We start from the raw sequence: 13,501 nt of genomic DNA, 5'->3' as shown, positions 1-13,501 counted from the left end.
TTCTTCTAAGATAAAGCCCTGTATTTCAATCCTTTTTAATGTGTTGTTTCAACATGAAAGTTGCCATTGACTTTCCTTATCTTCGCCGCGCAATTAAGAAAAGAGGCATTTTTCTTAAATAATTATCAACAACCATGACTACTTATTAATTAAATAAACGAAAAACAGCAGAATCATGAAGAAATATAAAGCCGGTGTGCTTTTGGCGAGGAATTGGAAGCCCTGTATAAAGATGCGAAAGAAAACCAGTTTGCCCTGCCCGCAGTGAATACGATTGGTACGAATACGATCAATGCGACATTGGAAACAGCAGCCAAGGTAAACTCGCCGGTAATCATTCAATTCTCTAACGGAGGCGCTCAGTTCATAGCTGGTAAAGGCATGCCCAATGAACAATTGCAGGCCAATATTTCGGGAGGTATTTCAGGAGCGCTGCATATCCATAATGTAGCCAAGTATTATGGCGTACCAGTGGTGTTGCATACTGATCATGCTGCTAAGAAATGGTTGCCCTGGATCAGTGGCCTGATCGATGCCGGTGAGCAATATTTCAAGGAAAAAGGCCAGCCGCTTTTCAGCTCCCACATGCTGGACCTGAGTGAAGAGCCCATTGAAGAGAATATCCATACTTCGGTAGAGTTCTTCAAAAGAATGCAACCGCTGGGCATGGGTATTGAAATTGAATTGGGGGTAACAGGCGGTGAAGAAGATGGTGTAGACAATAGTGGCATTGAAAACGATAAATTGTACACTCAGCCCCAGCACGTGGCTTATGCTTATACTGAATTGAGCAAGGTAGGCCGGCTGTTCAGCGTAGCTGCGGCCTTTGGTAATGTGCATGGTGTATATAGCCCCGGCAATGTAGAACTGCGTCCGGAGATCTTAAAGAACAGTCAAACATACATAGAGCAGGAACTGAAAACAGGTCCCAAACCAGTTTATTTTGTATTCCATGGCGGCAGTGGCTCACCGCAGCACCAGATCCGGGAAGCGATCAGTTATGGCGCTATCAAGATGAATATTGATACGGACCTGCAATGGAGTTTCTGGGAAGGTGTGCTGAACTATTATAAAAAGAATGAAGGGTTCCTGCAAGGTCAATTGGGTAATCCCGAAGGCAAGGACAAGCCCAATAAGAAATACTACGATCCACGGGTATGGTTGCGTAAAGGGGAAGAGACCTTTATCAAGCGCCTGGAAGTAGCTTTTGATGACCTGAACTGTATCAATAGGAACGCGTAATAGCAGGTTGCGCAGATTTAAATGGATCGCGCTGATTGGCTTTAAGGCGGCTTTAGGGTGAGCCGCTCCTGGAGAGCGACCCACCCTAAAGCCGTCTTCGACAAGGATGGCATTGCCCGGGCGACAACTGTTTAGCCTGAAGAGAATTATAAAACATTCATTAATTGGCGGATATGGTTTGAAGCCCGTCAACAGAATGGCCACATAGTTTAAAAGTCTCCCGGTTTGCGGGAGACTTTCTTGTTTTTTGTATAGCCGGCAGGACTGGCATAAAGATGGCTGTGGTTGCCGGGCAGGGCGCATCCTTCTATCTTTGGGCACCAAATGGGAACCCGGTATGGCAGGCCATAGGCAGCAAATGGGCAGTGAGGATGGAGGGCTCTGCACAAACCGCCACATCAAATTTTCAATTATCAAATCTTCAAATTATCTCATTGTCTATGCCATCAAAGAAAATCACCGACCTGCTGGGCGATAAAGCCGCTTATTTGTTGGATCATCAATGTAAAACAATTGACAAATCAACGATCTCGCTGCCCTCTCCGGACCATGTAGAGAAAAGCTGGATCAATAGTAACCGCAGTAACCAGGTATTGCGCAGTATCCAAACCTTATTGGGGCATGGCCGCCTGGCCAATACAGGTTACTGCAGCATTTTCCCGGTAGACCAAGGTATTGAACACAGCGCCGGATCGGCTTTTGCGCCCAATCCAATCTATTTTGACCCGGAGAATATTGTAAAACTGGCTATGGAAGGAGGTTGTAATGGAGTAGCCTCTACCTATGGGGTACTGGGCATTATGAGCCGTAAATATGCGCACCGCATACCCTTCGTTGTAAAGATCAACCACAATGAGTTCCTGAGCCTGCCCAACCGGTATGACCAAACCATGTTTGGTACGGTGAAGAGTGCCTGGAATATGGGGGCTATAGCGGTAGGCGCCACGATCTATTGGGGTTCGGCGGAAAGCGCGCGTCAATTGAAGGAAGTAGCTGAAGCATTTGAGTTGGCACATGAGCTGGGAATGGCCACTATTCTATGGTGTTATACACGTAATAATGGCTTTAAAGTAGATGGGGTGGACTATCATACTTCGGCGGATCTTACGGGGCAGGCGAATCACCTGGGGTAACGTTGCAAGCTGATATCATCAAACAAAAATTACCTACGAATAATGGCGGTTACCTGGCCACCAAACATGGCAAGACTTCTCCACTGGTGTATGAAAAGCTGACCACAGATCACCCGATAGATCTTTGCCGGTACCAGGTATTGAATTGTTATAGTGGCCGGGTGGGGCTGATCAATAGTGGTGGTGAAAGCAAGGGAGCTAGTGACCTGCAGGATTCGGTATATACGGCGGTGATCAATAAACGAGCCGGTGGTATGGGATTGATATTGGGACGTAAAGCATTTCAGCGCCCATTCAAAGAAGGGGTTGAATTGTTGCAATCGACGCAAGATGTATACCTGGATAAGGATATTACGGTGGCTTAAATAAGGCAACGAGGGAAGCAGGCTGACTTATACATTGTATTGAAGAGGTGACACCTTTCTTTTGCGATGCCAGGGAAAGGTGTCACCTCTTAGGGAAAAAGCTTTTGCCCAGGCAAAGGCTTTTTTGTATTTTTCCACAGCATGGCAAACCGTTTGTTACTATCCAGCTCCAGAACGCTGGGCTTTTATCTGTATGTGCTGGCAACGCTGGTATTATGGGGTTTTGTGTGGATACATGCTTTTAGCATGGATATGACGCATGATGAGGCGTATTCTTTCCGGCTGATCAAAACAAATTACTTTATTGCGCTCTTTGGAACGGCCAATACGCATTGGTTGAATAGTTTCTTCCTGGAAATATTCAATAGGGTGTTTGGTGATGGGCCGGGCTGGTTGCGGCTGCATTCGGTGCTGGCATTTCCTTTTTTTGCCTGGGGCTCTACCGCCTGGCTACGCTGATCAAAAGCTGGGGAGTACAGGTTGTTTTTTTGGCGCTGGTATTGTTCAATCCGTATGTACTGGATTTCTTTTCGCTGGCGCGCGGGTATGGACTGGCGCTAACCTTCCAGGTATGGAGTCTGGTGTATTTTGTAAAAGGTTATGAGCAGGGCCTTCATTACCGCACCTGGTTGATGGTGTGGGTACTGAATGGGCTTACGATAGGTGCTAACCTCTCCTACTTCTATACGGTAATCGGCATGGCCGGTTATTATACCTGGCTGCTGATCCGTTCAAAAATGGCCGGGCAACGGTTGGAAAACCAGCCTACCGGATATTCCTGTTGTATGTACTATTGATATTGGGTACGGTTGCCGACCTGCTGTTCATCAAATATTATGGTAAGGACCTTGGTTATGGGGGAGACAGTAACCTGGTCAATTCGCTGGTAGGTTCGATTTGGGAAGGCAGTTTTTATCAGGACAGTTATAGGCAGTTGGTGAACCTGCTGAGTTGGCTATGCTTCTCCCTATTGATCATTATTTGTGGTTATTATGGGTATGGGCTGTTGAGGACTAAAAAAATAAGTTTGGGATTGGTGCTTTGTCTTCCCGTTATCAGCCTGGTGGTATTGAATATGCTTCTCCATCTTGTTTTTAAAACGCCTTATCTGTATGGGCGTACTGCGTTGCAGGGATATGTACCGGGGTGCTGGTGGTTTGTTTTGGAATTGGTTGCTGGCAGCCAGTTCGTGCCGGACTACGGCAGGCGATATCGGGTTTAGGGGGATTGTAGTAGTGGTGCTGGTAGTTCACTTTTGGCAGCAAGCCAACCGGCAATGGTGTTATGAATGGTCGCTACAGGCCAATAGTAAACAGGCTATTGATGATCTGTATGCATTACGGCCTACCCATCCCGCTTTGGGGTTTTCGGTGGGTGCTGTTTATACAAATTATTATCGCTTATTGGATAGCAGTTTGGTTCCTATTGCTGTTGAACTACCCGACCAAGCTCCGGATCAACCGACTCCTACACTAAGGGCCGTTTTAGAGCGCAGTGATTATGTGATCTCGGCTTATCCTGCTACTGTTGCCTGCCTACGGCAAATGGGCTTGCGGTATGAGGTGGTAAAGCGGTATCCGCCGGGTAACAATCAATTGCTACGGATCTATCACTGAGGGGGCATGAAAAAGCCCTGTGGCGCAGGGCTTGTATTACAAGTATTTATTGAAGTGGATTAATCATCGTCCCAATCGCGGTCACGATCACGTCCATGGCCTCTGCCATGCCCCCGGCCATGACCATGTCCATGCCCACGGCCCCTGCGGCGGTCTCGATCATCATCGTAGTAGCGACGTGGTCCGTGGTAATCGCGAATACATTCCTGACGGCCCCGCCATCCCCTGTACCTTGCATATCGATCGCGGTGGTCGTAAAAATGATCATAGGGCCTTGGATCATTGATCACGACTTTGTATCCGCTGTAGAGGTCGTAACCCCGGTACCTGCCGGGCAGGCTGGCCGCAAAGATCCAGCGGCCTGCATCGAGGTAAATGAATTGCTGGCGGGGTATGTAGTAGTAGGCTTCCACATCGGGCAGGTAGTAATAATCGGCCCGGTCGTATCCTGCGGGGCCCCATTGTGGTTGTGTGCCGATATTAACGCTTACGCTTACCTGGGCAGCTGCCTGATGGGCGGATAAAGCAGCGCCTGTGACGAGTAATAAGGCTAATCCTATTCGTTTCATAATCTATTGATTTGGTTCTATCCAACCTAATCCAAAGGATATGCCTTATTGTATTGAGGATTTGTTAATACAGGAACTGTTAACATAGTATAATCATAAAAAAAGCCGGTAATTAAACTTACCGGCTTTTGTGTAGTCAGCCCGTGCATACGGGGATCAATCAATTAATAAACGTAATTGAGGGCAGTAATATCACTGGCAATGAATGGGCGGTTCACGCCATTACCGATACAAGCCAACATCCAGGAGCCAGCAACGGCATTGGTAGTGGGTGTACCAGGAATGTGGATAGCGCCCACGCCGGCTTGTCCTTCGTTAACAGCGGATCCGCCGCAGCTATAAGCGCGGTTGGCATAGTCGGTATGACGGAAACCAACACAATGGCCTACTTCATGGGCAATGATGGAAGTAACGGTGTTGATATTCCAGGTATCCAGGTAGCTTCTGTTTACCAGTACAGAGCCATAAGGATTACCGGCGGCAGTAGGGAAACCGGCAGATGCGAGGTAACCTGCACCAGCGGGAGCAGGATTGATCACGATATCACCACCGGAAGTAACTCTGGAGAAGGTAATGCGCAATCCCAAATTGTTGTACCTGACGATTGCAGCATCGGTAGCGGTGATGTAACGTGCAGGCAAGGAAGCATTCACACGGATGGTGATATTCCTTGGAAGGCCAGTTACGGTATTGGTGGTGCGGTATTGTTCCTCCTCACCTACACGGATCAGCTTACGATCGGGAGATGAATTGAGGTCTTCGTTGGTAATAACGATATCACCTTCTACCAGGTAACCTTCGGGGTGCCTAACAACGTTCTTGTTGCCAAAACCCAGTTCATAGATCTTGTCCAATACTTGTTGGGAAATAGCGTCCTGTTGTACAGGAGCTTCTTCCTTTCCATCTTTCTTACAGGAAAAAAATACGAGGGCTAATATGGCAAATAAGGCTGCCACTTTTAGAAGACTTCTCATGTGCTTTTGTTTTTGGTTTACAAAAAATAGAATAACAGGTATGCAGAGTAACTACACACAAATTTGATAGAGAGATCGCTAATCAGAGAAGTTGCTAATTGAAAAATGAACGCTTAGGGGGAAGAGTTGTTAATCCGGCTATACTTGAAAGTTAGTGCTAAAATGAAAATGTTAAAATAAATTTATAGCAACGGAGTTGCAAAGGAAAATACTTAGAATATAGACTTCAGCATACAGGATATGGAATACCCCACAACACAGGTGGGGTTCCGGATTGCATCATTTCGAAAGGGAGTCATTGTTTGGGTTTGAAGTTCAGTGGTTTGGGTTTGGACTTCAGGCGTTAAGGGTTCAGCCTACCACTTCAAGAGCAAGGGTTATTGGGTAGTGCCGGTAGTATCAGGGTTTAGCTTCTTGTATCGGGCTTCCGTTCTTTTGCCTATTTATAAAGAAAAAACCCTGACAATTGAATGACAATTATCAGGGTCTTTACACTAAATTAATATTGACTTAACTCAAAAGCCTTTCTTAGCGGGGGCTGTTGCGTCTGTTTTCTTACCATAATTCTCGGGCATCTGGATAGCGAAGAACTGGTTCTTGCCATCGAGGATCAATTTAGCTGCCTGTTGTACATCTTTTACGGTGAGTTTGTTGATGTATTTTTCGGCATGCACAAAGCGGTCAGGGTCATCGCCTTTGAACCTGATGCCCAGGATACCATCGAGCCAGGTGGTGTTCTCTTTCATTTTCACTTTGTTTTGCTCAAGCCATTGGATCTTTACTTTATTGAGGTAGCTGGTATCGGGGCCTTTGGCGGCGATATGGGCAAACTCTTTTTAACGGCTTTGAGGAGGGTATCTACTTTTTCGGGGCCGCAAGGTAATTGAAGTACAAAGCTGTAATTGGAATAAGGATATTTTTCCAGGCCACCATTGGTACCACCCCCATAAATGCCTTGTACTTTCTCTCGCAATTCTTCAATGATGCGGATGTTCAGTACTTCGCTTAAGGCAGATGCTTTCAGGTCCAGGTCTTCAGTATATGGTACTTCGCCGGAATAGAAAGCCAGGATGAGGCTTTTCTCTTCTTTACCCTTGTTAATGATGAGTTCCTGCTTGCCACCAACTGTGCGTACCTTGTTATCGACCAGGGCAAACTTCTTATTGGTAGCGGGGAGGCTGGCTATGTATCTTTCGATATAAGGAATGATGTCTTCTTCTTTGAAGCTACCTACAAAAACAAAGTTCATTCCATTGGCATCGCCAAAGCGTTCTTTGTAAATGGCCAGGGAACGATCAAGATTGATATTGTCGAAATAGCTGCTATTGGGTACGGCTACGGGCGCCAATGGATTGTTGCCATACATGGTTTTGTACATGGTATCAATAAATACAGCCTGAGGATTGGCGCTGATATTGGCGAACTGGGATTTGTTGCGTTGTATATAAGAACTGAAAAGGGCTGTATCCTTGCGAGGTGCTGTAAAATACAGGTAAGTGAGCTGGAACATGGTTTCCAGGTCTTTCACGGTGGAGTTGCCGCGCACACCATCTGAAATGGCGGAGAAGGTAGGATTAACGGTGACTGTTTTACCAGCCAGGGCCTTGCGAAGATCGGTGGGAGAAAATTCGCCTATACCCATGGTACTTACTACCTGGGTAGCGTATTCGGCATTGTACTTATCAGCCAGACCGTAATTGTTCTTACCACCGGGGCGGGTAGCGCCCATGAGTACCTGGTCGTTCTTGAAGTCGGTTGGCTTGAGGGTAACTGTTACACCGTTGGCCAGTTTGAGTTCGGTAGTACCCAATACGGCATTTTTGTTTTGGAAAGGATCTTTCCTGCCTTGGGTGCAGTAGGCAATAAGGTAGTAGCTATTGCTTTTTCTTCGTATGGCTTGATATCGGCTTTCTCTTTGGCATCAATAGCGGCCAGCAGGTCTTTGCCTTCGGGCAGTTTATTGCCTTCTTTGGCTTCGGGACCGGTAACATAGACAAAACGATTCTTTTCGTTCCTGAACTTATTGGATACGGCATTTACTTCCTCAAAGTGTAATGCCGGGTACGAGGGATTTTACATAATCGTATTCTTGGTCGATACCCGGGATAGGCTCCTGTTGGAGGAAGTGGTTGGCATATTCTTCTACAAAATTGTCGGACTCGGTTTTATCTCTGTTGTTCCAGGCACGCTCATAATTGGCCAGGGTGGTTTTTAGCCCGTTCGAGTTCGGCAGCGGTAAAACCAAACTTTTTACTCTTTCAATTTCTTCTACCACGGCATTGAGGGCTTTGTTCACATCGCCGGTACCTGCTGCGGCAAAGGCGCCAAAAGCATCATAACCACGAGCGTAAGAACCAAAGCTTACGGAGCCGAAGAGAAAGGGGGATTTGACTGCTGGGTAAGTTCCTGCAAACGTTGGTTGGTGAGTGATACAAATATTTGCTTTACGAGGTGATCGCGGTAATCACCCACGGTGCCGGCTGGGGCTTCTTTGAATGCAGGATAGTTGATGGATACGGTATAGCTGGTGGCTTCCTTATCGGTTACTACCATGGCATCGGAGGACGCATAGGCGGGTACATCAGCATATTCGCGGGTACGGGGGAGGCTGGGTTGGTCATGCCGGCAAAATGCTTACGGATCATTTCTTCGGCTTTAGCGGGCTCAATATCGCCTACTACGATCACGGCCATCAGGTTGGGCCGGTACCAGTCTTTATAAAAACGGCGGATGACATCGGGTTTGAAATTGCGGATGATGGAGTCGACGCCAATGGGCAAACGCCTGGCATATTTAGAGCCTTCAAACAATTTGGGATAGATCTTTTGAACATGCGGTCGTTGGCACCTTTGCCCAGGCGGCTTTCTTCGAGGATGATGGGCTTCTCGCTCTGGATATCCTCATCGAGGTAGGTAACGTTGTGGGCCCAGTCTTCCAATACCTGGAACCCTTTTTCGAGGTTACCGGGTTTATCGGTAGGGATGGGCAGGATGTATACGGTTTCATCAAAGCTGGTATAGGCGTTGAGGTCATTACCAAAACCTACGCCGATATCCTGCAGGAAGGAAACGATATCGTTCTTTTAAAGTGGGTAGTACCGTTGAAGGCCATGTGCTCGGCCATGTGGGCCAGGCCTTGTTGATCGTCATCTTCATTGATCGCCCCTGCATTCAGTACGAGGCGGAGCTCTACTTTTGCTCGGGCTTTTGTTCTGACGAATGTAATAGGTAAGTCCGTTATCGAGCTTGCCGATCTTTACTTTGGCATCCACGGGAATGGTTGCCCCCAGATCGGGTTTGGTTGTTTGGGCCATCAATTGCCCGGCTGAAAAGATGGCTACCAGCAGTAATAGCCATCGGGAGATAGCAGCGAAGGGTTTGTTCATAATCATGTTTATTTTAATCGGTACAAAAATATCAGTACCTCCCACCAAAATACATCCTTTTATAAAAATGTAGGAAAAATGACGGGATTTACCCAAATACCCGTTGATCAAGGCAATTTGGGGGAATACAGCTGCGAGCTTTGAGCGACGAGCTGCGAGCCAATGACGGGATGGGTCGGCAATCGGCAGCCGGCAGTCTTTTGCTTCGAGGGCACAAGTACGCCGACACACAGTGACCAGGCTGCATACTTGCCAGCTATGGTAAGTGCCTTGCCAGGCAGGGCGACTTTTTCTGTTCTTTGCCTTGATGCAAAAGAACCAAAAAAATCAAGCCAGGCCCGATCGCTCTGCGCGGCCTGGCGAGCTAACTCCTCCCCTGCGTAACTTTGATTACTAATTATTGGCAACCTGCTGGCTTGCGCGAGCGAAAATAAATTTGAATGACAGTTCCTTGCGCCAGGAATGAATCGGCAGTCGGCACACGTGAGTCGGCAGCCGGCAGTCTTTGAGACGCAAGGGCGGGTATTGTATGTGGCAGTATAAAGGAAAACGGGTGAGCCGCCTTTGGAAGGCGACGCACCCGTTGGTTGGTATTTTTATTGATGCCAGTTACCGATTGCCGGTTGGTGGCACCATTTACTATTTCAGCACTTCTTCTACGACCTTACCGGTAGTGCCATTGGGCATTTGGATATGCAGCAAGGCAGCTATGGTAGGGGCGATATCGCTCATATAGGTTTCGCGGTTGGTACGCCCCGGCTTGATACCCCAGCCATAAAACAACATGGGGATATGGGCATCGTAGGGGCTCCAAATACCATGGGTGGTACCGGTAGGACCACCATCGATCCAACCTGGTTGTAATACGATCTGGATATCTCCACTGCGGCGGGGATACCAGCCATTGACCATCATATCTCTTTGTTTGGCAGTGAGGGGAACGGTCATGATCTCATCGATGGCAAATGCACGGGAGATGCCCTCCTGTTTGCCGAGGTAGTCAATAATCCAATTCTTAATAGCTTTCTTGTCGAGCTTGAGGGAATCGAGCAAGCCATGGTTCAGGTGAATCTGGTAGTTATAGGTGCTGGAAACTACCTTTTGGGTGATCCCGAAATTATCCTGGAGTCCTTTGGCGATCTCTTTGCCCCAGCGGTCGTCTTCGATGGTACCTGCAGGGAGTTTGTTCTCTTTCATGAACCCGGGCACATGGGCTACACCATGATCGGCACTCAGGAATACCAGGTATTCTCCCTTCCCTACTTTTTCGTCGAGAAAGCGGAAGAGGTTGCCGAAGGTGGTATCGAGGCGGAGGAAATCATCTTCCTGTTCGATGGAATTGGGACCGAAGGCATGACCGATATAGTCGGGTGAGGAAAAGCTTACGGCCAGGAAATCGGTGATGTCATCAGCGCCGAGTTGTTCGTTGATCACGGCGGCTTTGGCCATATCGGCGGTCATGGCATTGCCGTAAGGGGTGCTGGCAATGGCGCCATAATTTTTGCCTACGAACTTTTTGAGGTCGTAAGGGAATCCTTTTGTTCGGCACCGAGGGGTTTGGCTTCGTACACTTTTTCATCGGCAGTGCTTTGTACATAGGTTTCTTTGGGATACATCAGGTTCCAATCGAGGCCATAGTAATTATCGACTACTTTCTGTGCATTGAAATCTTTTACCCACTGTGGCAGGTCGTTCATGTAGTAGGTAGAGGTGATCCAATCGCCTGTTTTACTGTCGTACCAGTAAGCGGCATTGGCAGAATGGCCAGCGGGCAGGATACCACCACGGTCTTTGATGGCGATACCTACGACCTTGCTTCTGAAATTAGTAGCCAGGCGGAGTTCATCGCAAATGGTATTGGTGAGCATGTTACGGGGGCTCATCTCGCCATTGGTACCGGTAGTGCCAACTGATTTCACGGTTTTATCTTCGGTGCAATATACTGAGCGTTGTAATTCTTTGTCCCACCAGGCGTTGCCGGTGATACCATGTACGGCAGGCACGCTGCCGGTATAAATGCAGGTATGGCCGCAAGCGGTAATGGTGGGGGTATAGGGAATGAGGGTATTTTCGGCAGTAAAGCCCTGTTGCAGGAAACGTTTAAAGCCGCCATCTGATTTGTAGCGGTCGTAATAGCGGTACAAATAATCCCAGCGCATCTGATCAACAACGATCCCAACCACCAGTTTGGGTCGGGCCGGGTTGTTTAGGTTGGTTGTTTTAGAACGGCGTTGGGCTGCGGCAGACAATACAAGGATGGAGAAAAAAAGAATAGGCGTATTTTTCGCATTACCTGAATATTTTCCGGCAAAGATAAAAGGCGGTTGGTATCAGGGAATTAAAATTTGGAGAATAGCATTAGAATATAGAATCCGGCATTCAGCATACAGGATTGGGGGGCGGTGGAGAGGATTGGAGGAAGGATTGTGGTTTGCTACCCGGATCTAATGGATAAAATTATGAATTGGGGTGGTTGGGAGCTGCTCATTGAGGTAGCCTGTCAGGAGCCTTCTGCATTCTGTATTCTATATACTGTATTCGTTTTTTTAACATTCTTTCAACTTATTGGGTCAAAAATGTGTGAAGTCCTGTGTTTTAAGGCATTTTAGCGGGATCAGGCATACCTGGCATTACGGCAAAAACGTTATTTTTGCGGCTTCGGATGATCGACATCTAACCTTTAACAAATCCATAATATGGCAGACATTTTCGAAAGATTGTTGAAAAACTATGGGCCTATTGGCCAGCACCGTGAGCGAGCGCATGGTTATTTTGCTTTCCCCAAGCTGGAAGGTGAGATAGGCAGCCGGATGAAGTTCCGGGGTAAGGATATGGTAGTGTGGAGCTTGAACAATTACCTGGGACTGGCCAATCACCCTGAGGTGCGCAAAGCGGATGCAGATGGTGCGGCGCAGTTTGGCCTGGCAATGCCCATGGGCGCGCGGATGATGAGTGGCAATACGAATTATCATGAGTTGCTTGAACAACAATTGGCCGAATTTGAAAGTAAAGAGGATGCGATCCTGCTCAATTTTGGATACCAGGGTATGGTGAGCATTATTGATGTATTGTGCGGACGGCATGATGTGATCGTATATGATGCGGAGAGTCATGCCTGTATTATTGACGGGCTGCGTTTGCACCCTGGCCACCGGTATGTTTACAAACACAATGACCTGGAAGATTTTGAAAAGCAATTGCAACGTGCCAGTGCGCTGATCGACAAGCAGAAAGCCGGAGGTATCCTGGTGATCACTGAAGGGGTGTTTGGCATGGCGGGAGATCAGGGCAAAATAAAAGAGATTGTTGAGCTGAAGGATAAATATGATTTCAGGTTGCTGGTAGATGATGCGCATGGTTTTGGTACGCTGGGAGAAACAGGCGCTGGCGCCGGTGAAGCACAAGGGGTACAAGATGGAATAGACCTGTATTTTTCAACTTTTGCGAAATCGATGGCTTCCATTGGTGCTTTTGTAGCGGGCCCTAAATCGATCATTGATTATATCCGTTACAATATCCGGAGTCAGATCTTTGCCAAGAGTTTACCGATGCCACTGGTAGTAGGTAACCTGAAAAGGCTGGAGCTGCTGCGCACACGCCCCGAGTTGAAAAACAAGCTTTGGGAGAATGCCTTGAAACTGCAAAAGGGACTTAAGGAAAAGGGCTTTGATATTGGCAAAACTGATTCGGTAGTAACGCCGGTATATATGAAAGGCGGGGTGGAAGAAGCAACTGCGATGGTGATGGACCTGCGTGAAAACTATGGCATTTTCTGTTCAATCGTGGTCTATCCGGTAATCCCCAAGGGGCATATCATTTACCGGCTGATCCCTACGGCGGCTCATAATGATGAAGACATCCGTCTGACATTGACAGCGTTTGAAGAAACGAAGAAGAAGCTGGATGCGGGTGATTATAAGGTAGAGGCTATTCCTGATATGGCCGAAGCGCAATAAGACTTTAATACATTATTAAAGAGGTGACACCTTCTGCCATCGTGGTAGAGAAAGGTGTCACCTCTCTTGTTTTCTGACTGTTGCTGGATAAGTACTTAAAAAAGACTTTAGAGGCGATTGTTTTTGGGCCCCTACTCTACCGGGCTAATTGGGGCATGGATAGGTTAATGGTTTGATCTATTCGACAGAAACGTGTAAAATTGATCGGCATAGTGGGTAAGCTGAACGATATAAACCAACAATTCATCGGTTTTTGATTGT

17 protein-coding genes and 1 pseudogene are annotated in these 13,501 nt (G+C 47.4%); 6 read left to right on the top strand and 12 right to left on the bottom strand.

Annotation, left to right across the window (positions count from 1 at the left end; translation table 11 throughout):
• Positions 1–213: 213 nt before the first annotated feature.
• The 5 genes and pseudogenes from fbaA to RS881_RS14475 all read left to right on the top strand — a co-directional run bounded on the left by fbaA (position 214) and on the right by RS881_RS14475 (position 4,356).
• Positions 214–1,242 carry a class II fructose-bisphosphate aldolase gene (gene fbaA, locus RS881_RS14500; RefSeq protein ID WP_315821728.1) on the top strand — a complete coding sequence of 343 codons (1,029 nt, stop codon included), beginning with the start codon at positions 214–216 and terminating at the stop codon, positions 1,240–1,242.
• Positions 1,243–1,517: 275 nt separating this feature from the next.
• Positions 1,518–2,740, top strand: a pseudogene (locus tag RS881_RS59455) (class I fructose-bisphosphate aldolase).
• A 141-nt stretch (positions 2,741–2,881) separates the two neighbouring features.
• The gene (locus RS881_RS14485; RefSeq protein WP_315821725.1) at positions 2,882–3,199 is read left to right on the top strand and encodes a hypothetical protein; all 318 of its coding nucleotides are present in this window, start codon (positions 2,882–2,884) and stop codon (positions 3,197–3,199) included.
• A 29-nt stretch (positions 3,200–3,228) separates the two neighbouring features.
• Positions 3,229–3,537, top strand: a complete 309-nt coding sequence (locus RS881_RS14480; protein WP_315821724.1) for a hypothetical protein — start codon at positions 3,229–3,231, stop codon at positions 3,535–3,537.
• Between the two features lie 315 nt (positions 3,538–3,852).
• Positions 3,853–4,356 (top strand): hypothetical protein, encoded by a 504-nt coding sequence (locus RS881_RS14475; RefSeq protein WP_315821723.1) that lies wholly within the window; start codon positions 3,853–3,855, stop codon positions 4,354–4,356.
• Between the two features lie 59 nt (positions 4,357–4,415).
• Here the strand turns inward: RS881_RS14475 and RS881_RS14470 are convergent, their stop codons facing one another.
• From RS881_RS14470 to RS881_RS14415, 12 genes are all read right to left on the bottom strand, one after another.
• Positions 4,416–4,925: a hypothetical protein gene (locus RS881_RS14470; protein ID WP_315821722.1), complete on the bottom strand. Its 510-nt coding sequence runs from the start codon at positions 4,923–4,925 to the stop codon at positions 4,416–4,418.
• Between the two features lie 164 nt (positions 4,926–5,089).
• Positions 5,090–5,899 carry a M57 family metalloprotease gene (locus RS881_RS14465; RefSeq protein ID WP_315821721.1) on the bottom strand — a complete coding sequence of 270 codons (810 nt, stop codon included), beginning with the start codon at positions 5,897–5,899 and terminating at the stop codon, positions 5,090–5,092.
• Positions 5,900–6,414: 515 nt separating this feature from the next.
• Positions 6,415–6,645, bottom strand: a complete 231-nt coding sequence (locus RS881_RS14460) for a hypothetical protein (protein WP_315821720.1) — start codon at positions 6,643–6,645, stop codon at positions 6,415–6,417.
• A 32-nt stretch (positions 6,646–6,677) separates the two neighbouring features.
• A complete protein-coding gene (locus RS881_RS14455; protein ID WP_315821719.1) occupies positions 6,678–7,709 on the bottom strand; it encodes a M16 family metallopeptidase in 1,032 nt (343 codons plus the stop codon).
• 234 nt (positions 7,710–7,943) lie between these two features.
• Positions 7,944–8,195 (bottom strand): hypothetical protein, encoded by a 252-nt coding sequence (locus tag RS881_RS14450; RefSeq protein WP_315821718.1) that lies wholly within the window; start codon positions 8,193–8,195, stop codon positions 7,944–7,946.
• A gap of 65 nt (positions 8,196–8,260) precedes the next feature.
• Positions 8,261–8,452 carry a hypothetical protein gene (locus RS881_RS14445; protein WP_315821717.1) on the bottom strand — a complete coding sequence of 64 codons (192 nt, stop codon included), beginning with the start codon at positions 8,450–8,452 and terminating at the stop codon, positions 8,261–8,263.
• Positions 8,446–8,709: an insulinase family protein gene (locus RS881_RS14440; protein WP_315821716.1), complete on the bottom strand. Its 264-nt coding sequence runs from the start codon at positions 8,707–8,709 to the stop codon at positions 8,446–8,448. Before RS881_RS14440 ends, RS881_RS14445 begins: the two co-directional genes overlap by 7 nt.
• Positions 8,592–8,951 carry an insulinase family protein gene (locus tag RS881_RS14435; protein WP_315824480.1) on the bottom strand — a complete coding sequence of 120 codons (360 nt, stop codon included), beginning with the start codon at positions 8,949–8,951 and terminating at the stop codon, positions 8,592–8,594. Before RS881_RS14435 ends, RS881_RS14440 begins: the two co-directional genes overlap by 118 nt.
• A complete protein-coding gene (locus RS881_RS14430) occupies positions 8,942–9,058 on the bottom strand; it encodes an insulinase family protein (protein ID WP_315824479.1) in 117 nt (38 codons plus the stop codon). The genes RS881_RS14435 and RS881_RS14430 overlap by 10 nt, the downstream gene beginning before the upstream one ends.
• The gene (locus RS881_RS14425; protein WP_315821715.1) at positions 9,051–9,284 is read right to left on the bottom strand and encodes a hypothetical protein; all 234 of its coding nucleotides are present in this window, start codon (positions 9,282–9,284) and stop codon (positions 9,051–9,053) included. The genes RS881_RS14430 and RS881_RS14425 overlap by 8 nt, the downstream gene beginning before the upstream one ends.
• 639 nt (positions 9,285–9,923) lie before the next feature.
• Positions 9,924–10,745: an alkaline phosphatase family protein gene (locus tag RS881_RS14420; protein ID WP_315821714.1), complete on the bottom strand. Its 822-nt coding sequence runs from the start codon at positions 10,743–10,745 to the stop codon at positions 9,924–9,926.
• 44 nt (positions 10,746–10,789) lie between these two features.
• Complete coding sequence (locus RS881_RS14415; RefSeq protein ID WP_315821713.1) at positions 10,790–11,533, bottom strand: alkaline phosphatase family protein; 744 nt, start codon at positions 11,531–11,533, stop codon at positions 10,790–10,792.
• 447 nt (positions 11,534–11,980) lie between these two features.
• Between RS881_RS14415 and RS881_RS14410 the strand changes: the two genes are divergently transcribed.
• Entirely contained in the window at positions 11,981–13,240 is a 1,260-nt protein-coding gene (locus RS881_RS14410) for an aminotransferase class I/II-fold pyridoxal phosphate-dependent enzyme (RefSeq protein ID WP_315821712.1), read from the top strand.
• Positions 13,241–13,501: the final 261 nt, after the last annotated feature.

The organism is Paraflavitalea speifideaquila, assembly GCF_032395985.1.
GTDB classification, from domain to species: domain Bacteria; phylum Bacteroidota; class Bacteroidia; order Chitinophagales; family Chitinophagaceae; genus Paraflavitalea; species Paraflavitalea speifideaquila.
The sequence above is the reverse complement of the archived record's forward strand: the minus strand, read 5'-3'. Positions and strand labels throughout refer to the sequence as shown.